This window comes from Paenibacillus sp. WC2504 (assembly GCF_052682475.1).
Map to the genome: position 1 here is coordinate 7,891,208 of NZ_JBQZFH010000001.1, position 19,692 is coordinate 7,910,899.

Here is a 19,692-nt window from a genome sequence, read left to right on the forward strand (position 1 = left end):
ACAGCACACAATGCGCTGTTCAACCGTTTTGTTATTTCGGCTGCACCATATCCTCCGGCCGCACGTAAGTATCGAACTGCTCCGCCGTCAAGTAGCCGCTGCGCACGGCTGACTCTTTCAACGTCAGCCCTTCCTTGTGGGCTTGCTTCGCAATGCTGGCGGCTTTCTCATACCCGATATACGGGTTGAGCGCCGTAACCAGCATGAGCGATTGCTCGAGATTGCGCTGAATCACCTCGCGATTCGGCTCCATCCCCACGAGGCAATTGTCGTTGAACGAGCGCATGCTATCGGCCAGCAGCCGGACGGACTGCAGGAAGTTGTGGATGATGACGGGCTTGAACACGTTCAGCTCGAAATTGCCCTGGCTGGCGGCGAAGCCAATGGCCGCATCGTTGCCCATGACTTGGCACACGACCATCGTCATCGCTTCGCTCTGGGTCGGGTTCACCTTGCCCGGCATGATCGAAGAGCCGGGCTCGTTCTCCGGGATCGTGATTTCGCCGATCCCGCAGCGGGGACCGCTCGATAGCCACCGTACATCGTTGGCTATCTTCATCAAATTCGCCGCGAGCGCCTTCAGCGCGCCGTGAGCGTACACGATCTGATCATGGCTGGTCAGCGCATGAAACTTGTTCGCCGCCGAGACGAAGCTCGTGCCCGTCTCGTTCGAGAGCTGCTCGGCAACGCGCGCGCCGAATTCCGGATGCGCGTTCAGCCCGGTGCCCACCGCGGTGCCGCCAATGGCCAGCTCGCGCATCGTATCCACGCTGCTGCGCACCATGCGCGCGCTCTGCTCCAGCATCGCCCACCAGCCGCTGATCTCCTGCCCCAGCGTCAGCGGGGTGGCGTCCTGCAGGTGGGTGCGGCCGATTTTGACGATGGAGGCATAGGCCTCCATCTTGCTGTGCAGCGTTGCCTGCAATAGCTCTAGCGCAGGCAGCAGCTCTTGCTCCACCGCGAGAACGCCGGCCACGTGCATCGCGGTAGGGAACGTATCGTTCGAGCTCTGCGAACGATTCACGTCGTCGTTGGGATGGATGCGCGCTCCATCCCCAAGCAATTCGCTGCCGCGATGCGCAATCACCTCGTTGACGTTCATGTTCGACTGCGTTCCGCTGCCGGTCTGCCAGACAACGAGCGGGAACTCGCCGCTCCAGCGGCCCTGCACGATTTCATCTGCCGCCTTCGCGATGGCGTCTGCTTTCCCCGGCGTTAACCCGCCAAGCTCACGGTTAACAATAGCGGCCGCTTTTTTCAATAACGCAAAAGCAGCTATTAACCGCTCCGGCATCCGCTCGGTCCCAATCTTGAAATTCTCAAAGCTGCGCTGCGTCTGAGCGCCCCACAACTTATCCACAGGTACTCTGATTTCCCCCATTGTATCTCGTTCAATCCGGAATTGCTGCTCCAAACCAATCATCCTCCTATGTAGGCGCTGACCGCCAATACCTTCTGTTAACCAGCCAATGGCTAGCGTCAAACACATGAAGCATAGTTTGCCCAAATGATGGAACGCTATGAGCCATAAACTGGTTTTCTCCCTTGCAAACAAGCTATAATCAAGGATAACTAATAAAACATGTGCCCTGTACAGGGTATCCAAAGGAGCTCTCACGCATGGAATCCAGACTTGCTATCATCGTCCGCTCGACGGAAATCGATGTGAACGGCCACGTCAACAACGCCAAATATTTGGAGTATTTGGAGTGGGGCCGTGAGGAATGGTACGAACTTTCCCAACTATCCTACGAGACCTTCGGCTCGATGGGCATCCAAACCGTAACGGTGAACATCAACATTAATTACAAAAAAGAATGCAAGCAAGGCGAACACCTCACCATTACCTGCCGCCCGGATAAAATGGGACGCTCCAGCTATGTGCTGAAGCAAGAAATTTATAACGAGCAAGGGGAGCTGTGCGCAGATGCTCTGGTAACCAGCGTGACAATGGACAGCACGACACGCAAAAGCGTGGAAGCGCCTGAAGCGCTGCGGAAACATTTTAGCTGAAAAAGAGAAAGTTAAAGGTTACCTGTGGATAACTTTTCCCCAAGTGGTGTCGGCATGCCGTCCATGCTGATCATGTTTTTCTCCTGCCAATACGCCAACAGTCCTTCCTCCCCTTTATTTACAGCCCATTTCTGCAGCGTATTCCGCTCACCTTCGTAATTATAAAAGGGAACGCTGAAGCCACAGGAGGTCTTGACCTCATGGACTTTGACAGCGATGATTTGCCGGGCTCCAGGCAGCATAGTGAACATGGGGGCTAACGCCTCCCATTCCGGGGTTTCCGGTAGAATGACGCGCCCCTGCCCGTATAAGCGCAGAATCATTGGCGGTCCTTCGAATGCGGTGAACATAACCGTTATCCTTCCGTTCTCTTCGAGATGCGCGCTCGTTTCATTCCCGCTCCCCGTTAAATCCAAATAGGCCACTTCATATGCATTCATAATGCGCAGAACGTCATGGCCTTTCGGTGATAAATTTACATGCCCATCCCCAGACAGCGGTGCCGATCCTACGAAAAAGATGTGCTGCTTGGCAATAAACGCCTCATGTTCCGGCAATATGGCCTCAAATGATTTCCCCATTGCGCTCTCCACCTTTCCATTTTCTTCTATTATGCTCCTCCTTACTCTATTTGTGAAATATATTTCTTTGGCGTGCTTTATAGTTATTTCCTATGGTCATTTACCAAATGATATCAAAAAAGATGGAAATTATTTGTATAATTCAGGAAACATGGAGGCATACTTAGTTGGTTGAAAAATGAGGAGGTGAGTGTTCATGTCAACGAACAATCAAAACGATGTGGTAAGCCACGCCATCAACGCGGCCCAGGCCAATGCGGAAGACAGCCAAGCGCAGCAGCAGGTGGAAGAGCTAAGCTCCATGCTGCAAAGCTCAACAGCCGATGCCAATGAGGAAACATCCTCTGAAGAGTAGTGCAACGCTATTTTTACTTGAGTACCGTTTGCCCTTAGGGACAAACACTAAAAGAGCTTTCCCGACAGGTCAATCCGGACCTGGGGAGAGCTCTTTTTATACGCAGCAGGACTAGCATCTCTACCTCCATCCCCATGAACCAATCGCCCATCGACGGAATAAATTGTAGCAAAAACATTAGGGATGGATGTTACGTATGGACGGATTAGATCACCCTGTAAGTATACAAACCTACCAGATGCTCAACGACAAATTAAAACTGCTCTACCCCGCCGTTATTCATCACACGCCTTACACCGCGGAGCGCGCCATGAACGTGGCGATTGTTAATGCCGTTAACAAGCAGCTTTACGATCAAGGCTACCCCCAAAATCCGAAGACAGACGTTACAGCCTACTACGAACTGAAAAACAATCAGCGAGGGGTACTCAGCCTGACCTTATGGAATTATGCGTTTTCCGGCGGCGCTCATGGCCTTACGATTCAAAATGCTTTAACTTTCAATACAGAAACCGGTCAGGCTTATGCGTTAAAAGATTTGTTTAAGCCGGGCAGCGATTATGTCGGCAAGCTCAGCGAAATGATTAAAGCTGAAATTAAACTGCGAGATATTCCCTTACTGGTAGATTTCAAAGCGATTCGGCCGGATCAGGATTTTTATATCGCGGATAAAGCACTCGTCATCTATTTTCAAGTTTACGAACTGGCAGCTTATGTGTACGGTTTTCTTTATTTCCCTATTTCTGTGTATGCCATTCAAGACATCATTGCCGAAGAGGGCCCGCTGGGGAAAATGTTCAGTTAAACGCAGACGATAATTTGTCGGCTAAACTTTCCTTTATTGACTTCGCAGCGCTCTGCTATGTGAAAGCCCGCTTGCTCGATCAGCGGATCAATCTGCTCCGTCGTAATAATGACCGCACGCTGTGCCAAGCGGCGAGCTGACTGCAGCATTTGCAGCTGCTCGTCCTCCGGCAGCTTCGAGCATAAGTTGTACGGCATGTCCAGGATCAGCGCGTCATAGCGGCTCTCTGCGCTGCCAGCAGCTGGGACAGCAGAGACAAGGGAGGCCGCTGGCAGGCCCAGCGACCGCATGTCACCAAGCGTGACCACGTTCGGCATGCCGAAGTGGGCCAGATTCACCCGCGCGCCGCGCACCGCCAGCGGGTTCATGTCATTGCCGACGATGTCGATACCCATCGACATCGCTTCCACCAGCACCGTGCCGATGCCGCAGCACGGGTCAATGACCCGCGTGCCCGCTATGACGGGCACGGTGATGTTCACCACCGCTCGCGCTACGCGCGTACTCAGGGCGGTGGAGTAGTTCTGCGGCTTCTGCTGATGCTGAAGCCAGACGGCTTCGCCGTAGGAGCAGTCGCCGAACAACCAGCGGTCCCCCAGCTGCGTCACGGCGAACCACTGCTCCGGCTTCCGCATCTCGGCTTTGCCGCGGAGATGCCGGCCTAGTTCGCGTTCGACGTCCCGCCGCCGGTCATACAGGACCGGCGTGTCCGTCTCCGCGAACACAACCTTGAACGTTGCCCCCCGTACGGTCAACGTCTGGACTTGCGAGGCCAGTTCCGGCAGGCTGCCGGCCTCGTACCGAACATCCAGCCGCAGCTTCAGGAACGGGCTGCGGCTCGGTTCCACGCAGCGCGGGCTGACGGCGTAGCCCGCGCCGAGCACGGTTCCTGCGCCCAGTAAGGTGCGCAGCTCTAACTGACATAGCGCCTGCTCGTCTTCATGGCAGGCGTAAATATAGATGTGTTCCATTGATCGGTATCCCTCATTTAAATGTGAATCTAGGTTATGAAGTAACATCTTTGTTTTCGCTTAGGAATTGCTGCGTGACTTGCTTCATGAAAGTTTTGGTCGTCTGGCACAAGAACATATCCTTGCGATATACGATGCCAACATCCTTTTGCGGCACAGGATCCATAATGGGAATACAGCGGATCTCACTGCTCTGAATACCTTCCAAATAGGAGCCGGGTAAAACCGCACCGCACACATGATTTTTAGCCATTTGCAGCAAAGATTCCAGAGTGGACAGCTCCAACACCGGCTTACATAGCAAATCTGACTGCTCGCAGCATGCCTCTATCATATGCCGGACATAAAATTTCTTAGGCAGCATGGCGACTGGAAGCTGCACAAGATCCTCCAACCGGATCGCCTCGGCGTTAGACAACGGGTGATCTTTCGAGACGACTAGCAGCAGTTTTTCCTTATACAAGGGAATACGAACCAACTGCTCATCCTCTTCCGGCAAAAAAACAACGCCTAGATCCAGCTGATTGTTCAGCAGCCCTTCTATCGTCTCTTCGGTAGCCAGTTCAGCTACAGACAGTTCTATTTTCGGATACTCAGCATGGAAAGCCATAATCGTAGCCGTCAGCAGATGATTGCCCGAGCAGCCAATACGCAGCCGCCCCCGCTGCATCCCTTGAATCTCGTTGAAAGCAGCCTGCGCTTGCTCCAGCTCATGAAAAATATTGCGGCTGTGCTTAAGCAAAATCTCTCCGGCCTCTGTCACATAAACCTTTTTGCCGATGCGCTGAAAAAGAGGCGAACCGATCCGCTGCTCCAAGATGCGAATTTGTTGGCTTAATGTGGGCTGGCTAATTCCCAGCTTCTCTGCGGCTTTCGTGAAATGCAGTTCTTCGCAAACTGCCAAAAAGTAGGCCAATAACCGATAATCCATCCTCTTAGCCCCCGTTCATAGCGATTAACTATGATCGTAATTGATATTTCCCAATTGATCAATGATTGTTATTTTTCTATAGTATAGAATAACGATTAAGATCGTAAACGAAAGGTGGTTACTTGCCCATGTATGGACAAATTCGATTTGAACGCAATCCGCACCTCAAAACAAAACCAGGCGTCCAGGATGACCTAGGCTTTGGGCGTATCTTTACAGACCATATGTTTGTGCTGGACTACGTAGAAGGACAAGGTTGGCACGATCCGCGGATCGTTCCTTATGCCCCGCTCTCTTATGACCCTGCCGCGATGATTTTTCATTATGGGCAAGCTGTTTTTGAGGGGTTAAAAGCTTTTCGTACCGCGAACGGAGAAATTCAAATTTTCCGTCCGGACCAAAATGCCAAAAGGCTCAACCGTTCCAGCGAACGGCTTAATATGCCACCAATCGATGAGGACTTCATCGTAAACGCCATTCAAGAGCTCGTGCGTGTCGACGCTGACTGGGTACCAAGCAAACAAGGTGCGTCTCTCTATATTCGTCCCTTCGTGATTGCTACTGAAGCCGGCCTTGGCGTGCGTCCTTCTTCGCGCTACTCCTTTGTTGTCATTATGTCGCCGGTAGGCGCTTACTATGAGGAAGGGCTTCAACCCGTCAAAATTCTCGTAGAAAGCCATTACGCCAGAGCGGTTCAAGGCGGTACTGGCGGTGCCAAAGCTGCTGGGAACTACGCAGCCAGCTTGAAGGCACAAGTGCTCGCTAAAGAGCATGACTGCGCGCAGGTGCTGTGGCTGGATGCTATCGACAAGAAAAGCTTAGAGGAAGTCGGCAGCATGAACGTCTTCTTCAAAATTAGCGGCGAAGTCGTGACGCCAAGCCTTAGCGGCTCGATCTTGGAAGGCATTACTCGCAAAAGCATCATCCACTTGCTGAACGATTGGGGCATCCCTGTCACGGAGCGGAAAATCTCCATCGACGAAATCGTGCAAGCGTATGAAAATGGCACGCTGGAAGAGGCCTTCGGCACAGGCACAGCCGCCGTTGTTTCGCCTATCGGCAGCCTGCTGTGGCAGGGCACTCCCATGGTTATTAACAATGGCGAGATCGGTGAGCTCGTCCATAAGCTTTACGACACGATCACTGGCATCCAGTACGGCCGTATCGCGGATAAGCACGGTTGGATGGTAACTTGCTAATCGCATCCTTGCATCTTGAAAGAACCTTCCTTCCACTTAGGTGGTTGGAAAGGTTCTTTTTTCGTTTCACCACCAAAACAAAATAAGAGTTAAGCTTTCGCTTAACCCTTAAGTCCGTGTACCACCGGTTATTATGATACGGTGCGGCTTGCTACCTTTAACGGCAAGTTTTCAACTAAACCAAGCGCCCGTGCTGTTGAAGAATCAATTTGTTTGATAAGCTCAGGGTTTTTCAATAGCGAAACGCCAAACGAAGGAATCATTTCCTTGATTTTTGGTTCCCAAGCTTTGACCTGTTGCGGGAAGCATTTTTTGATTAAGTCAAGCATAACGGAAACGGCTGTCGATGCCCCCGGAGAAGCACCAAGCAAAGCTGCTATTGAACCATCAGCGGCGCTAACAAGCTCCGTTCCGAATTGAAGCGTTCCTTTGCCGGCAGCTGTATCTTTGATAACCTGCACGCGCTGGCCAGCAACCACCAGTTCCCAGTCTTCGCTTTTGGCGTTAGGGACAAATTCACGCAAAGCTTCCATACGCTGCTCTTTGGATAACATAACTTCCTTGATCAGGTATTTGGTCAATGACATGTTTTTGCTGCCTGCCGCGAGCATCGTTACAAGATTATCCGTTTTGACGGAAGTGATTAAGTCAAACATGGAGCCGGTTTTTAAGAACTTCGGTGAGAAGCCGGCAAACGGTCCAAAGAATAACGATTTTTTCTTATCGATAAATCGCGTATCCAAATGTGGAACCGACATCGGAGGAGCACCCACCGGCGCCTTGCCGTATACTTTTGCAAAATGCTGGTCGACAATTTCCGGTTTCTGACATACCATGAATATCCCGCTTACCGGGAATCCGCCAATCCCTCTTCCTTCCGGAATACCGGATTTTTGCAGCAAATGGAGACTTCCTCCGCCTGCACCGATAAAGACGAATTTGGCCGAGTGGTGGTCGACGTTACCGCTATCAAGGTTCCGTACTTTGAGCTCCCAAGAGCCGTCGCTCGCACGTTTGATATCATCCACGCTATGTTTGTACATGATATCGACGTTTTGATCCTTTAGGTGAGCAAACAAGTTACGCGTTAACGCGCCAAAGTTGACATCAGTGCCTGATTCAATTCTTGTTGCTGCGATAGGTTCATTCAATTCCCGATCTTTCATAATAAGTGGAATCCATTCCGCCAATTTAGCCGGATCATCGGAAAATTCCATCCCTTGAAACAATGGATTATTCGTTAGTGCTTCAAAGCGTTTCTTCAAAAATGCTACATTTTGCGCCCCTTGTACTAGACTCATATGAGGCAGCGGTGAGATAAAATCCTGCGGATTACGGATCAGCTTGCTATTGACCAGATAAGACCAGAATTGTTTGGAAACTTGAAACTCTTCATTCGTTTTGATAGCTTTGCTGATATCTATGGATCCGTCCGATTTTTCGACGGTGTAGTTAAGCTCGCACAATGAAGAATGTCCCGTTCCCGCATTATTCCATTCGTTAGAGCTTTCCTCGCCAGCGCTTGCGAGCTTCTCAATTACTGTAATTTTCCATTCCGGCACTAACTCTTTCAACAGTGACCCCAAGGTCGCACTCATGATTCCGGCACCAATTAAGATAACATCTGTTTTCATTTGTCTGTTGCTCATTTTAACCGTCCTTATACCCTAAGATTTGCAGAAAGGATGTAGGCGTTCTTGGTAAGACGCTACAGCAAGCCAGGGAGCAAGCTAGTCACACATCTTTTCTGGATCAAAACTAACCCTATTTATAAAATATTTATTTAACTATTATATGATAGTTATAAGCTGTACGACAAGAAGTAAGGCCAAGAAGCCTTGCAGGTTATTCCTTACATCGTGCGTAGAAGCTTCCACGAAAGCAGTTTCCGAACCAATTATGCCTATCTTTACATCTTGTATGAAACTAAATGATAGTATTTGGCCCCACAGCCATAGACTGCGGGGCGCTTTCTGTTAGATCAACATGAACTCGTCTTACTTCTGCTCAGGTGCTTCTCCTTTTTCCCGATCAGCCACCAACTTACCGTCAATATCGATAATATCTTTGGATTTCACGGCCTCTTCTCCGAAAAAATCCCTCAGCTTGCTCTTGGCCTTGATCTTCACATCCTCGTCAATATTCTTCGCGACGACGGCGAGAGCTAATCCAAGCGCGCTCAAATCATCGACATAACCGACAATCGGCAGCAAATCAGGGATAAGATCCAGCGGCAGAATGAGATAGCCGAGTGTCCCGTAGATTTGTACTTTAGCTTTTAGCGGTGTTCGAGGACTCTCGACGGCATAATAAAGCAACAAGCAACTGTAAATCACTTTGCTTCCTGCCTTTTTAGCACCTTTTTTCAATTTGGACCAGAAATCATCCCGATTAAAATACTTTTGATATTTAGAAGCGTCCATTTCGCGATCACTCCATTCTTAACCCCATTATACCACTATCGATGGTGATGAGCTAAATCGCACCTTCTCGCACTCGCAAGACAAAAGGCTACCCCCCAAGGAGCAGCCCAACAATGGCTACAAGACCGAATATGGTTAAAATGACACCCGATATCCGGTTAATCCAGCGATACACGGAAACATGGATACGATCGCGAAACATCCCGATCACGAAGCTGAGCGCCAGCCACCATAAGGCAGATCCGGCGAATACGCCAATCACCAGAGCGATGGCCGCCCCCATGCCGGTTTGCGCGCCACCCATGCCTAAACCGGCAAAAGCACCGAGGAACGACATGATGGTCATCGGGTTGGTGATGGTGAGCATGAGGGTCGACGCATACGATTTGAGCAGCGTATCACCAGAGGCTTTGGCCGCTTCCGTAGCAGGCCGGGAACGAAAGGTTTGCACACCCAAGTAGATCAGGAATAAACCGCCTACCGCTTGCAGCAGCACCTTTTGGTCAAGGAGAAAGCCGGTGATCAGCGTCAGTCCGAATCCGGCGATAAAGCCGTAGAATGCGTCAGCTGTCGCAGCTCCCAGCCCTGACAAGAAGCCATGCAAGCGGCCTAATGCGATTGTTCTTCGAATGCATAATATACCAATGGGCCCGACCGGCGCTGCGATCGAGAGCCCAAGTAAAATACCTTTCAATAAGGCAATGAGCATAACTTACAGCACCTGATCTCCATCATAGGTCGCAATTTTTTTGTAAAGATCCGGACGACGGTCGCGGAAAATGCCCCATTCGATCCGTTGAATTTCCAACTGATCCAAATCGAATTCAGCGACAAGCACCGTTTCTTCCGTGCGGCCAGCTTCTTCGATCATGTTGCCCTGAGGGCCGGCAATGAAAGAAGATCCATAGAAGTCGATACTGGAATCTTCGTCTACTTCTTTCCCAATGCGGTTCGAAGCAATAACCGGCATCAGGTTCGACGCGGCGTGTCCACGCATGCACATTTGCCAGTGATCTTTGGAATCAATGGAGCCATCTTGCGGCTCAGAGCCGATTGCCGTTGGGTAGAACAGCAGCTCAGCGCCCATCAAAGCCATTACTCTGGCAGCTTCCGGGTACCACTGGTCCCAACATACGCCTACGCCGATTTTGGCGTAACGGGTTTTCCACACTTTGAAGCCGGTGTCGCCAGGATTGAAATAAAACTTCTCTTCATACCCTGGACCATCCGGAATGTGGCTTTTGCGGTAAGTGCCGAGCACTTGGCCATCGGCGTCAATGACGGCAAGCGAATTGTAGCGCGCATAATTTTTTTTCTCATAAAAAGAAATCGGCAGCACGACTTTAAGCTCTTTGGCAATCTCGCGGAAATGATTAATGGCTTTATTATTCTCGAGTTCCGTCGCGTACACGTAGTAATCGGACTTTTCTTTTTGGCAGAAATAGGGCGTCTCGAAAAGTTCTTGAATCAAAATGATTTGCGCGCCCTTCGCAGCCGCTTGGCGAACCAAAGCTTCTGCTTTGCGAATGTTTTCATCAATGTTTGTGGAACAGCTCATTTGAGTGGCTGCTACTTTAACGTTTCTCACGATGTATCACCCTTTCTGGCTAGCTGGCATTTGCTGCGTTGTGCAGTGGACGTTGCCGCCCTCTTTGATAATGGACATCCCGTTGATTTTGCGGATTCTGCGGTCCGGGAATGCTGCGCTCAGCACTTCTTCCGCTTTGCGATCCGTCTCCTCGGCAGTCCCGCCGAACACCGGCAAAATGATGCCGCCGTTCACGAAATAAAAGTTCAAATAACTAAGCGTTAAACGCTGCTCTTCAAAGAAAGTAATAGGCGGTTGTTCGATTTGGATAATCTCGAAAGAACGGCCTTTGGCATCTGTCGCCTTGCGCAGAATCTCCAGATTCTCCTGTGTGATGGCATAATTCGCATCGGAAGGGTCATTGCACACTTGCAAGATGACTTTGCCCGGGGCAGCGAAGCAAGCGATATTATCGACATGGCCGTCCGTTTCGTCGCCGTCGAGTCCTTTGTTCAGCCAAATGATTTTCTCGACATTCACGAAGTCCTTCACGAGTTCTTCAATCGCTTCGCGACTTAACTCCGGATTACGGTTCGTATTAAGTAAACATTCTTCCGTTGTCAAAAGCGTGCCTTCTCCATCGACATGAATGGAGCCGCCCTCCATCACTAGCGGAGCGTCGAAACGCTTCACGCCATGGTGCTCCAAAATTTGCGGAGCCACGTTATCATCCAGATCCCATGGCGCATATTTGCCGCCCCATGCATTGAATTTCCAATTCACCGCGGCGATTTCTTGCTGTTCGTTCAGCAAAAAGGTAGGGCCATTATCACGGAACCAGGCATCGTTATGTTCAATTGTTAGAAAATCAACGTTAGGCTCCGTAAACATTGCCTTAACTTGATCGGCATCAGCAGGATTGACAACGACTGTCACAGGCTCGAATTCCGCGATGGCCTTGACCAAATCCGCGTAGCCTTTTGTTACGACAGCGTGATCCTCTGGGTACACCATGGAAGCTTGGACAGGCCATGAAATGAAAGTGCGTTCATGAGTTGTCCACTCTGCGGGCATTTTATAGCGTAAATCCTTAGGTTTCATCATTTCATCCATCTCACTTTATATAAAATTTATATACGTATTTTTGAGGGCCAAAAAGCACCGTCTTTCATCATATACCAAAAGGAGCCTCCACTCAATGTACAGAGGTTTACAATTTTGAGAACGACCTGCTAGCAAACTCTATCAAACTCTAGCTAGACCTAAAAGCCATCCAGAATTAGCTTCGTATAGTTTCCCTCCGATTTATGAACATTAAAAAAGGCTTGAACAGCGCACAACACATTAGGGAGGATGACCAATTTTGGCAACTATCTTACACATTACCGCACACCCTCACGATCATCAGACTTCATACAGTATGGCTGTAGGGAAGGCCTTCATCGATGCTTATCGGGAAGCTAATCCGAATGACGAAGTGATTCCAATCGACTTGTACAAAATCTCGGTTCCGCACATTGACGCGGATGTGTTCAGCGGATGGGGCAAATTACGGAGCGGCCAAGAATTTACTTCGCTAAGCAAGGAAGAACAGGCCAAGGTTGCTCGCCTCGGCGAATTAACCGACCAGTTTGTCGCCGCGGATAAATATGTTTTTGTGACGCCGATGTGGAACTTTTCCTTTCCTCCCATCATGAAAGCCTATATTGACTCCATATGTATGGCCGGCAAAACATTCAAATACACAGAAAGCGGCGCCGTAGGCCTGCTGCCAGGCAAAAAAGCACTGCACATCCAAGCCCGTGGCGGCGTGTATTCAGAAGGTCCCGCGGCAGCTATGGAGATGGGCCATCGTTATATTGGCATCATTATGTCTTTCTTTGGAATCACCGACTTCCAAGGACTTTTCATAGAAGGGACCAATCAGTTCGCGGATAGAGCGCAGCAAATTAAAGAAGAAGCGATTGCTAAGGCCAAGGATTTGGCAAAGAGCTTTTAGAGGGAAGACTGTCGGGGAAACTACGCCCCCCAGCCAGGGTAACAAGAGAACTGGAGGCCTCTATTCTGGAGATAAACGAGCTGTTTCCTCGCCTAGCGGAACTACAGGCTTTTATTTATCCTCCATGGCGTACTTTTAGGTAAAAACACTTAACGTAGTTCCCCTTTCACGTAGAAACTGTGCCTTACCATGGAAAATAGAGGATCATAGTTCCCTCCAACACAAAAAAAGCTAAGTAAACCGGTATACGGTCTACTTAGCTTTTTTGGTCTATGTTTTCTTACGGCCCCGGTATTGCCCCGTTCGCAGCTCCAGAATATAAGCATCCGCGTCCAGCATCTGCTCATCCTTGGCATGCTGTACAGCAAGCTCGATATCGTATGGAACTCTCACATGCTGAAGATTAAACGTACCAGGCTCTTTGCTGTGATAATTTCCCTCCAATAGGACATAAGAAGCCTGCGTCATATCTAGAGGATTGCCCACGCTGCCTGTGTTGAAAAGCATTCGTCCTTTGAGTATTTGCAGAAAAGCATTGTGGACATCGGCGTAACCTGCCACATCCGCTTCCCTGGGATCACCGCAAGCTTCAGAGGATTCGAACATCGACAATCGGCTCTCCATAGAGTCCCACGGCTGGATGCGTTCGTAGACACTTCTTGGCGAAGCGTGGAACAATCTTACGAATTTACCGCTCATCCAAAATTCATAGGAAAAAGGCAGCTCTTTTAGATATGTCGTCCGCTCTATCCCCAACCGCTCCTGCTGCCAAAGCAAAACCGGATCCGTTACTTGGTTTCCGATGAAATCATCCCAATTTCCTTTGATCACTACATCACAGGATTCCCGTACACGGTCCACGACCTGTTCGGAATGCGGTCCTTTGCCGACGAGATCGCCGAGACAAATGATTTGCGTCACATTCCGCTCCTGAATATCGTGCATGACCGCTTCATATGCAGGCATATTGCCATGGATATCTGAAATAAGGGCTAGTTTCTCCATCAAGCCGCACCTGCCTTTAAATTAAAATGATTCCTCCGCTAATGATGCCGTTACTGACACGTCCGCCTCTTTCCCCGCCCTCCGAACTAGAAACGGATACAACAGGTATAGGCCAATGGCATACAGCAGCACAGCTATGTAAACGGGAAGCAAATGAATGAAATTTGTATAGCCAATATGAAAATGGACCAGCAACCCTGCTGCAAAGCCTGGTATTCCGCCCCACAGAAACGTCCACCACAGCCAGCTTTCGCCTTGATTCACTCCCCAGAGCGCGGAAGCTGCAATGGCTACAGCCAATGAAAATAAGGCGCCCCCAAAACCCGCCCTATCGTGCGCGATAAGCGGAATCAGATGCTCGTTCCAATTTGTAAGAAGCTCAGGTGTTACACCCAGATACGCTAAATCGGTCGGTACGAACACCTGCGTAATCCCGACAAAAGCAATGGTCAGCCCGCCGATCGCGAGACCAAACCCAAGGACAACGAAACAGCACTGCCCCCACTGGGCTCTGTACCAGAGGGCGTCATTCCGTAAGCCCGGAGGCTTCCTTGAAGGATAATCCTTCAACCCGCGCAAGGTGAGCAGCAGCATGGGGAGAAGCACAGCAGCTGCGATAGCATGCAGCGGGTCGAAATAGCCATAACCAAGATACAGGAAAAAGCTGCTGAAACCTACTGTGCATGAAGTAAGCAGCGCGGTACGAGCCCAGTGCGAGCCGAACCGCAAACCATGTGTGGCCAGTTGGTAATAAAAAATGCCTAGCGAGATCATGGTCCCCGCTAAGGTAATACGGTCATGAGACATGAAATGTATAATATGCCCGTTAAATCGATTTATGACACTCCGGCTCACGCCAAGGAAGGTTTCATCATATGGCAAAAGCACGCTGGTTGAAGCGATCAGCCAAGCCAGCACACCGCCGATCATCATGCCAATGCCGAGCAAGCTCATCCAGCCCCAATTCGCCCAAAACGACGGCGGCTGCGGCTCCTCTGTGTCACGAATGCGGTCATAAAGAATCGCTTCGTTGATTCGCTTTGGCAGCCCTGGCCCCGCGTATACGAGCCCGCTGTGCAGCTGCACGCTATTCGCGCCTGCGGCCAGTAGCTCTAGCGCATCCTGCGGCTGACTCACCGCGCCAGCCGCGACGATCGTGGCCGCCCCAGCTGCGCGGAGACGGCGAATCAGGCTCAGCTGCGCGCTGAGGACAGATCGGCCGCCAACGCAGATGCGGCGGCTGCCCTCCTCGCGTTGCGCTTCGCCGACGACGACCCCGCTCCAGCTGGCCGGCTGGAGCTCACGCAGCATGCCTTCGGGCAGCTGCGGCGGGATATACAGCAGCGCCGGCTTGCCCGCTGCTGCTGCCAGCTGTCGTACCTCGAGGAGGTACGACAAAGCTTCGTCCGGTGGCCAGCCTTCGGCGAGGCCATCGATGTAGAAGCCCGCCGCGTACGGCGCCAGCTTCTCCAGCAGCTCCTGCTGCTGAAGCAGCGCTTCGCGCGGCGTGCTGCCCGGCATCGGCCGGAGCCGCACGAAGTGCGGCAGGCGATGCCCTGTGCCTTTGCGCAGCCGCTCGGCGACCGCATCTGCGCCAGCATTGGCGTAGCCATCGGGGTACACGATGGCTTCCTGCTCGGGGACGCGCTCGATAGGCGCGTCGCAGCGCACTTCGCGCACGGTGATGGGGCCAAGCTCGATGAAGCCGATCCCGAGCTGGGCCAGCGCTTTGTGCGCGATGCCCTCGGGATCGAGAGCTCCGCTCAAGCCGACGGGGCACGGAATCGGCACCCCAGCGATTTCATCTTGCAGCACGGCCGACTGCTCGAAATGCCCCATCGTTTTGATAACGAAGGTACCGCCCGGCATGCGGCTTAATCCGCCCATCGTCTGTAATGTAAGGTCCCGCGCGATCTTGGACGGCAAACGAAACAAAAGTGGTTTAAATATCGAATGATAAGACCAGTCAGGCATCTATGCGCTCCTGTCTCTTATAATGATATGGAAATTTGTTCATTTCTAGTATAACGCGAAAAAGATTGAAATGAATACAGACACAGATTGTTGTCTTTTCATGTGATTACAATCACATCTCACCCATTCGCTTTTTACTATACTTACCTCATAACCACCAAAACTTTCTGAAGTGAGGCGAGTCCCTATGCTAAGTCAACAATCCATCGATATCATTAAATCCACAGCTCCCGTATTAGAGATACATGGTACATCCATCACGAAACGCTTCTATGAAATGTTATTCACTTCACACCCCGAACTGCTGAACATATTTAACCATGCTAATCAAAAACAGGGCAGACAGCAAACCGCTCTGGCTAATGCGGTTTACGCCGCCGCGGTGCATATTGATCGGCTCGAAGCCATTTTGCCCGTTGTGAAACAAATTGCTCATAAACACCGCAGCCTTGGGGTGAAGCCGGAGCATTACCCGATTGTCGGCCAGCATCTGCTTGCCGCCATTCAAGAGGTGCTCGGAGAAGCGGCTACGCCGGAGATCTTGCAAGCTTGGGCCGGAGCCTATGGCATCATCGCGGATGCTTTCATTGGAGTTGAAGCAGATATGTATCACCAAACAGAAGCGCAAGAGGGCGGTTGGTCGGATTTTAAACGTTTTCGAATTGCTCGGAAGGTGAAGGAAAGCGATGTGATTACTTCCTTCTATCTTATGCCTGAGGACGGGGCTCCACTCCCAACATTTGAACCGGGGCAATATATCAGTGTCAAACTTGATATTCCTGGCGACACGTACACACATATCCGCCAGTACAGCCTCTCGGACGCTCCTGGAAAAGCCCATTACCGAATTTCGGTGAAACGGGAAAATTTAATGGCCGACCGTCCTGACGGGAAAGTTTCAATGTTCCTGCACAATGAGACAAAGGAAGGCGATGTTGTTCTGATCTCAGCGCCAGCGGGGGATTTCACTTTGGATCAGCAGGATCCCCGTCCTGTCGTGCTCATCAGCGGCGGCGTAGGATTAACACCGATTGTTAGCATGCTGCAAACATTGGCCTCTACGAATCCCGAGCGCCAAGTGACGTTCATCCATGCGGCTCAGAACAGTCAGCATCATGCCTTCAAAGGGCATATTGAGGAGCTCGGCTTACAGCATCCAGCACTGAGCTATTATTGGTGCTACGATAAGCCTACGGCATCAGATCGGGAAGAGAACTCTTTTCATCGAGAAGGTCACGTTAGTCTTGACTGGCTTCAAAGCGTTGTGCCTACGTCCGCGGCAAGCTTCTATTTCTGCGGTCCCGTGCCTTTCATGAAAGCTGTAAACAGCGCCCTTCGCGAGTGGGGTATCCCGGAAGAGGACCGACACTTTGAGTTCTTCGGCCCTGCCGGCAGCTTATAATTTCGCGACTTTCTCCCTTAGAAGCCGGTTCACGGTTTCCCGGCGCAGCCCGATCAATTGGCCGATCTCTTCTTGTGTAAGCACATCCGTTAAAACCGTGGTGCCCAGATAACTGTGCATCCACTGTTCCAGCTTTTGCAGCTTCACCGTCGGTGTTACTTCGGTCAATTGATCAATCCGCTGCTGCATCATCCTTAGCTTCTCTTGCAGCTGCTGCGCAATGATCCGGAAGCGCTCCGGGTTGTGATCCAGTTCACGGTACCATTCCTCGGAAGGAATAGTTTCAATTTCACTAGCTACCAGTGCGACCGCCGTCCCATAATAAGGCTTGGGGCTAATCAGCGAATGGTGAGGAATCGTCTCCTCCGGCACAATGATATTCACGAGTGTGGGATGGCCGTCTTCGTGTACACGGACAATTTTGAGCAGACCGCTTTTGAGGCGGTATAAACTCCCTGATTCCCCTTGACGAAACAACGTCTCGCCTTTGTGAAGCTTCATCCTTTCAGTCTCCTCTACGCGAAAAAGCGACAGCAGTTCTTATGCTGGTCGCTTTTATTTGTTTGATTGTTTAAAGTTCTTTTTTTATAGCCGTAGGGGTAGGCATCATCTTGTTGAGGAACTGCGAGAAGGCTTCCGACCATCTGGAGACGACCGGTACTTGCTCGACTTTCGCGATGAGCCACACAAATATGATTAGACCAAGCAGTGAAACCAAAACGGCTGCCGGCAGAGCCCAAATCGAAGTCGTATGCGCAAAAAAAGGAATAAACGACACCGACAAGATCGGAGCAGCGTTCCATTTTAAAACCTGAATAAGTGAAATCGTAATAATAGCCGTTAGAAAAAAGGAGAGCGTGCCATGACTAATGCTGTACATGACGCTTCCAAGGGTGACCGCAATAATCGCCCCAAGGGTGATTCGTCCGACATCTTTAATTTGATCCACACGATGCATGAAAAGGAAGCTGAAAGCACCGAGCGTGGGATAAAAGACCATCCGGAGCGATGGAAAATGATAGGACGCCCAGTAAGCACCCATTAAATAACAGCAAATGACGAGTGAACGTAAAAGCATCGTTGATTTCCGTCCTTTATTGTGAGTCATAAGAGAGTCATAGGAGTCATAAGAGGCTCAAAACCCTTCTTATTTTACATAAGATCGGATGGGATGGTCAAATGCAATTTCATACATATCTCATACCTGATTATTTATTAACTACCTTAACGATCAATTACCATCTATAGACACCGTCGTTGAGGCAAAAAACTTCGATACCGCAAACGATGCCGCCCCTAGAACCGTCGAACGGTCGCTCAGCTGCGAGAACTCCACGTTCAGCAGCTTCCGTGGAAGCGGCAATGAACGTTTCTCCAACAGTTGGAGCAGCGGCTTCATGAGCCACTTCTCCGCTCCGGCCAAACGGCCTCCGAGAATGATGAACTCGGGATTATAACCGTTAATGATGTTAACGACACCAACGCCGAGATAATACCCGAGTCGCTCAAACAGTGCAATGACCTTCTGATCTCCGGCTTCCGCCTTGCTCAGCAGCATATCGAGCTGCGCGGGTTCTCCCAGCTCCAGGCGGGCTTGCTCTAGCAGCGCATGCTCGGACGCGTACAGTTCCCAGCAGCCTAAGCTCCCGCAGCGGCACTTCGGTCCGTCATGCTGGATCGAAATGTGCCCGATCTCACCGGAGAATCCGGTTGCTCCACGGTACAGTTCTCCCTTAATGATGATGCCGGCGCCAATCCCGATCCCGATTGAGATATACACCAGGTTCGCGGTGTCTTTCCCCGCTCCGAACTGCTTCTCTCCTACAGCTCCTGCATTCGCTTCATTATCAATGACGACAGGAATGCCGAACGCTTCCTCGATATCCTTTTGCAATGGCACGTTCTCCCAGCTTAAGTTAGGAGCGAACAGCAGATTGCCGTCATCATCGCATATGCCCGGCACACCAATGCCGATGCCAATGATGCCGTAAGTGCTCGCCGGCGCACTGTCGATCAGCTTGCGGATCGTTACCTTCAACAGCTGAATGACGGATTCAACCGAGGCGTTGTCATGTTGAACTCTTTTTTCGCTGATCACCTTACCGGTTAAATCCGTCAAAACAGCCAGTATATCATGGACGCCAAGATCAACGCCGATGGCATATCCGGCCGTCCCATTGAACAGCAGCATCATTGGCTTACGTCCTCCGCTGGACTCGCCAGCGCCGATTTCATCGACTAGGCTGCTTTCGATCAACTCGTTCACGAGGCTGGATACCGTCGCCTTCGTAAGCCCTGTAATCTCCGCGATCCGTGCGCGGGATATCGGCGAATCCGTGCGAATATGGTGCAGCACGATGGATTTATTTATTTTTTTCACTAAATTTAAATCGCCTGTTTGTTTCATAACTAGCCCCCACACCGCTCCAATAGCTTGTCTTTTCTTGTAATTGAACTGATTTTAACATGAATGGCATCCTCACGCACTAACTAAGTTTGTTTAATG

20 protein-coding genes are annotated in these 19,692 nt (G+C 50.7%); 6 read left to right on the forward strand and 14 right to left on the reverse strand.

Annotated features, from left to right (window positions below):
* Positions 1-31 precede the first annotated feature (31 nt).
* Entirely contained in the window at positions 32-1,414 is a 1,383-nt protein-coding gene (gene fumC, locus ACUN27_RS36065) for a class II fumarate hydratase (protein WP_326062304.1), read from the reverse strand.
* Between the two features lie 206 nt (positions 1,415-1,620).
* On the opposite strand from fumC, the gene ACUN27_RS36070 reads away from it, so the two are divergent.
* Complete coding sequence (locus tag ACUN27_RS36070; protein WP_315955014.1) at positions 1,621-2,013, forward strand: acyl-CoA thioesterase; 393 nt, start codon at positions 1,621-1,623, stop codon at positions 2,011-2,013.
* Between the two features lie 11 nt (positions 2,014-2,024).
* Here the strand turns inward: ACUN27_RS36070 and ACUN27_RS36075 are convergent, their stop codons facing one another.
* The gene (locus ACUN27_RS36075) at positions 2,025-2,594 is read right to left on the reverse strand and encodes a pyridoxamine 5'-phosphate oxidase family protein (protein WP_326062305.1); all 570 of its coding nucleotides are present in this window, start codon (positions 2,592-2,594) and stop codon (positions 2,025-2,027) included.
* 196 nt (positions 2,595-2,790) lie between these two features.
* Between ACUN27_RS36075 and ACUN27_RS36080 the strand changes: the two genes are divergently transcribed.
* Positions 2,791-2,949, forward strand: a complete 159-nt coding sequence (locus ACUN27_RS36080) for a hypothetical protein (RefSeq protein ID WP_315955016.1) — start codon at positions 2,791-2,793, stop codon at positions 2,947-2,949.
* Positions 2,950-3,145: 196 nt separating this feature from the next.
* Positions 3,146-3,754 carry a DUF3298 and DUF4163 domain-containing protein gene (locus ACUN27_RS36085; protein ID WP_315955017.1) on the forward strand — a complete coding sequence of 203 codons (609 nt, stop codon included), beginning with the start codon at positions 3,146-3,148 and terminating at the stop codon, positions 3,752-3,754.
* Here ACUN27_RS36085 and ACUN27_RS36090 read toward each other — a convergent pair.
* Both ACUN27_RS36090 and ACUN27_RS36095 read right to left on the reverse strand, forming a co-directional pair.
* On the reverse strand, positions 3,751-4,725 hold the full coding sequence (locus ACUN27_RS36090) for a TRM11 family SAM-dependent methyltransferase (protein WP_326062306.1): 975 nt from the start codon (positions 4,723-4,725) through the stop codon (positions 3,751-3,753). The genes ACUN27_RS36085 and ACUN27_RS36090 overlap by 4 nt on opposite strands.
* Before the next feature lie 34 nt (positions 4,726-4,759).
* A complete protein-coding gene (locus ACUN27_RS36095; RefSeq protein WP_315955019.1) occupies positions 4,760-5,656 on the reverse strand; it encodes a LysR family transcriptional regulator in 897 nt (298 codons plus the stop codon).
* A 128-nt stretch (positions 5,657-5,784) separates the two neighbouring features.
* Here ACUN27_RS36095 and ACUN27_RS36100 point away from each other — a divergent pair, with 128 nt between their 5' ends.
* Complete coding sequence (locus ACUN27_RS36100) at positions 5,785-6,855, forward strand: branched-chain amino acid aminotransferase (protein ID WP_315955020.1); 1,071 nt, start codon at positions 5,785-5,787, stop codon at positions 6,853-6,855.
* A gap of 131 nt (positions 6,856-6,986) precedes the next feature.
* Here the strand turns inward: ACUN27_RS36100 and ACUN27_RS36105 are convergent, their stop codons facing one another.
* From ACUN27_RS36105 to ACUN27_RS36125, 5 genes are all read right to left on the reverse strand, one after another.
* Positions 6,987-8,504, reverse strand: coding sequence for a malate:quinone oxidoreductase (locus tag ACUN27_RS36105; protein ID WP_315955021.1), 1,518 nt, complete (start codon positions 8,502-8,504; stop codon positions 6,987-6,989).
* Positions 8,505-8,852: 348 nt separating this feature from the next.
* Positions 8,853-9,278 (reverse strand): YkvA family protein, encoded by a 426-nt coding sequence (locus tag ACUN27_RS36110; protein ID WP_315955022.1) that lies wholly within the window; start codon positions 9,276-9,278, stop codon positions 8,853-8,855.
* Between the two features lie 88 nt (positions 9,279-9,366).
* Positions 9,367-9,987 (reverse strand): LysE/ArgO family amino acid transporter, encoded by a 621-nt coding sequence (locus tag ACUN27_RS36115; RefSeq protein ID WP_315955023.1) that lies wholly within the window; start codon positions 9,985-9,987, stop codon positions 9,367-9,369.
* Between the two features lie 3 nt (positions 9,988-9,990).
* Positions 9,991-10,866 (reverse strand): N-carbamoylputrescine amidase, encoded by an 876-nt coding sequence (aguB, locus tag ACUN27_RS36120; RefSeq protein ID WP_315955024.1) that lies wholly within the window; start codon positions 10,864-10,866, stop codon positions 9,991-9,993.
* Positions 10,867-10,872: 6 nt separating this feature from the next.
* Positions 10,873-11,907: an agmatine deiminase family protein gene (locus ACUN27_RS36125; protein ID WP_315955119.1), complete on the reverse strand. Its 1,035-nt coding sequence runs from the start codon at positions 11,905-11,907 to the stop codon at positions 10,873-10,875.
* Between the two features lie 262 nt (positions 11,908-12,169).
* Here ACUN27_RS36125 and ACUN27_RS36130 point away from each other — a divergent pair, with 262 nt between their 5' ends.
* Positions 12,170-12,805 carry an FMN-dependent NADH-azoreductase gene (locus ACUN27_RS36130; protein WP_315955025.1) on the forward strand — a complete coding sequence of 212 codons (636 nt, stop codon included), beginning with the start codon at positions 12,170-12,172 and terminating at the stop codon, positions 12,803-12,805.
* A gap of 270 nt (positions 12,806-13,075) precedes the next feature.
* On the opposite strand, the gene ACUN27_RS36135 is transcribed toward ACUN27_RS36130, so the two are convergent.
* Together ACUN27_RS36135 and ACUN27_RS36140 are read right to left on the reverse strand one after the other, a co-directional pair.
* Positions 13,076-13,810, reverse strand: a complete 735-nt coding sequence (locus tag ACUN27_RS36135; protein ID WP_315955026.1) for a metallophosphoesterase family protein — start codon at positions 13,808-13,810, stop codon at positions 13,076-13,078.
* A 21-nt stretch (positions 13,811-13,831) separates the two neighbouring features.
* On the reverse strand, positions 13,832-15,433 hold the full coding sequence (locus ACUN27_RS36140; protein WP_445560536.1) for a hypothetical protein: 1,602 nt from the start codon (positions 15,431-15,433) through the stop codon (positions 13,832-13,834).
* Between the two features lie 538 nt (positions 15,434-15,971).
* Between ACUN27_RS36140 and hmpA the strand changes: the two genes are divergently transcribed.
* The gene (gene hmpA, locus ACUN27_RS36145) at positions 15,972-17,186 is read left to right on the forward strand and encodes an NO-inducible flavohemoprotein (protein ID WP_326062309.1); all 1,215 of its coding nucleotides are present in this window, start codon (positions 15,972-15,974) and stop codon (positions 17,184-17,186) included.
* On the opposite strand, the gene ACUN27_RS36150 is transcribed toward hmpA, so the two are convergent.
* From ACUN27_RS36150 to ACUN27_RS36160, 3 genes are all read right to left on the reverse strand, one after another.
* Complete coding sequence (locus tag ACUN27_RS36150; RefSeq protein WP_326062310.1) at positions 17,181-17,687, reverse strand: Crp/Fnr family transcriptional regulator; 507 nt, start codon at positions 17,685-17,687, stop codon at positions 17,181-17,183. The genes hmpA and ACUN27_RS36150 overlap by 6 nt on opposite strands.
* A 70-nt stretch (positions 17,688-17,757) precedes the next feature.
* Positions 17,758-18,228, reverse strand: coding sequence for a hypothetical protein (locus ACUN27_RS36155; RefSeq protein WP_445560537.1), 471 nt, complete (start codon positions 18,226-18,228; stop codon positions 17,758-17,760).
* A gap of 189 nt (positions 18,229-18,417) precedes the next feature.
* Positions 18,418-19,593, reverse strand: coding sequence for an ROK family transcriptional regulator (locus ACUN27_RS36160; protein WP_315955032.1), 1,176 nt, complete (start codon positions 19,591-19,593; stop codon positions 18,418-18,420).
* Between the last annotated feature and the right edge of the window lie 99 nt (positions 19,594-19,692).

Excerpts from the sequence above, each read along its gene's own strand:
- ACUN27_RS36070 (WP_315955014.1), top strand. The coding sequence starts at position 1,621 with ATGGAATCCAGACTTGCTATCATCGTCCGCTCGACGGAAATCGATGTG.
- ACUN27_RS36075 (WP_326062305.1), bottom strand. The coding sequence starts at position 2,594 with ATGGGGAAATCATTTGAGGCCATATTGCCGGAACATGAGGCGTTTATT.
- ACUN27_RS36080 (WP_315955016.1), top strand. The coding sequence starts at position 2,791 with ATGTCAACGAACAATCAAAACGATGTGGTAAGCCACGCCATCAACGCG.
- ACUN27_RS36085 (WP_315955017.1), top strand. The coding sequence starts at position 3,146 with ATGGACGGATTAGATCACCCTGTAAGTATACAAACCTACCAGATGCTC.
- ACUN27_RS36090 (WP_326062306.1), bottom strand. The coding sequence starts at position 4,725 with ATGGAACACATCTATATTTACGCCTGCCATGAAGACGAGCAGGCGCTA.
- ACUN27_RS36095 (WP_315955019.1), bottom strand. The coding sequence starts at position 5,656 with ATGGATTATCGGTTATTGGCCTACTTTTTGGCAGTTTGCGAAGAACTG.
- ACUN27_RS36100 (WP_315955020.1), top strand. The coding sequence starts at position 5,785 with ATGTATGGACAAATTCGATTTGAACGCAATCCGCACCTCAAAACAAAA.
- ACUN27_RS36105 (WP_315955021.1), bottom strand. The coding sequence starts at position 8,504 with ATGAGCAACAGACAAATGAAAACAGATGTTATCTTAATTGGTGCCGGA.
- ACUN27_RS36110 (WP_315955022.1), bottom strand. The coding sequence starts at position 9,278 with ATGGACGCTTCTAAATATCAAAAGTATTTTAATCGGGATGATTTCTGG.
- ACUN27_RS36115 (WP_315955023.1), bottom strand. The coding sequence starts at position 9,987 with ATGCTCATTGCCTTATTGAAAGGTATTTTACTTGGGCTCTCGATCGCA.
- ACUN27_RS36125 (WP_315955119.1), bottom strand. The coding sequence starts at position 11,907 with ATGAAACCTAAGGATTTACGCTATAAAATGCCCGCAGAGTGGACAACT.
- ACUN27_RS36135 (WP_315955026.1), bottom strand. The coding sequence starts at position 13,810 with ATGGAGAAACTAGCCCTTATTTCAGATATCCATGGCAATATGCCTGCA.
- hmpA (WP_326062309.1), top strand. The coding sequence starts at position 15,972 with ATGCTAAGTCAACAATCCATCGATATCATTAAATCCACAGCTCCCGTA.
- ACUN27_RS36150 (WP_326062310.1), bottom strand. The coding sequence starts at position 17,687 with ATGAAGCTTCACAAAGGCGAGACGTTGTTTCGTCAAGGGGAATCAGGG.
- ACUN27_RS36155 (WP_445560537.1), bottom strand. The coding sequence starts at position 18,228 with ATGGGTGCTTACTGGGCGTCCTATCATTTTCCATCGCTCCGGATGGTC.
- ACUN27_RS36160 (WP_315955032.1), bottom strand. The coding sequence starts at position 19,593 with ATGAAACAAACAGGCGATTTAAATTTAGTGAAAAAAATAAATAAATCC.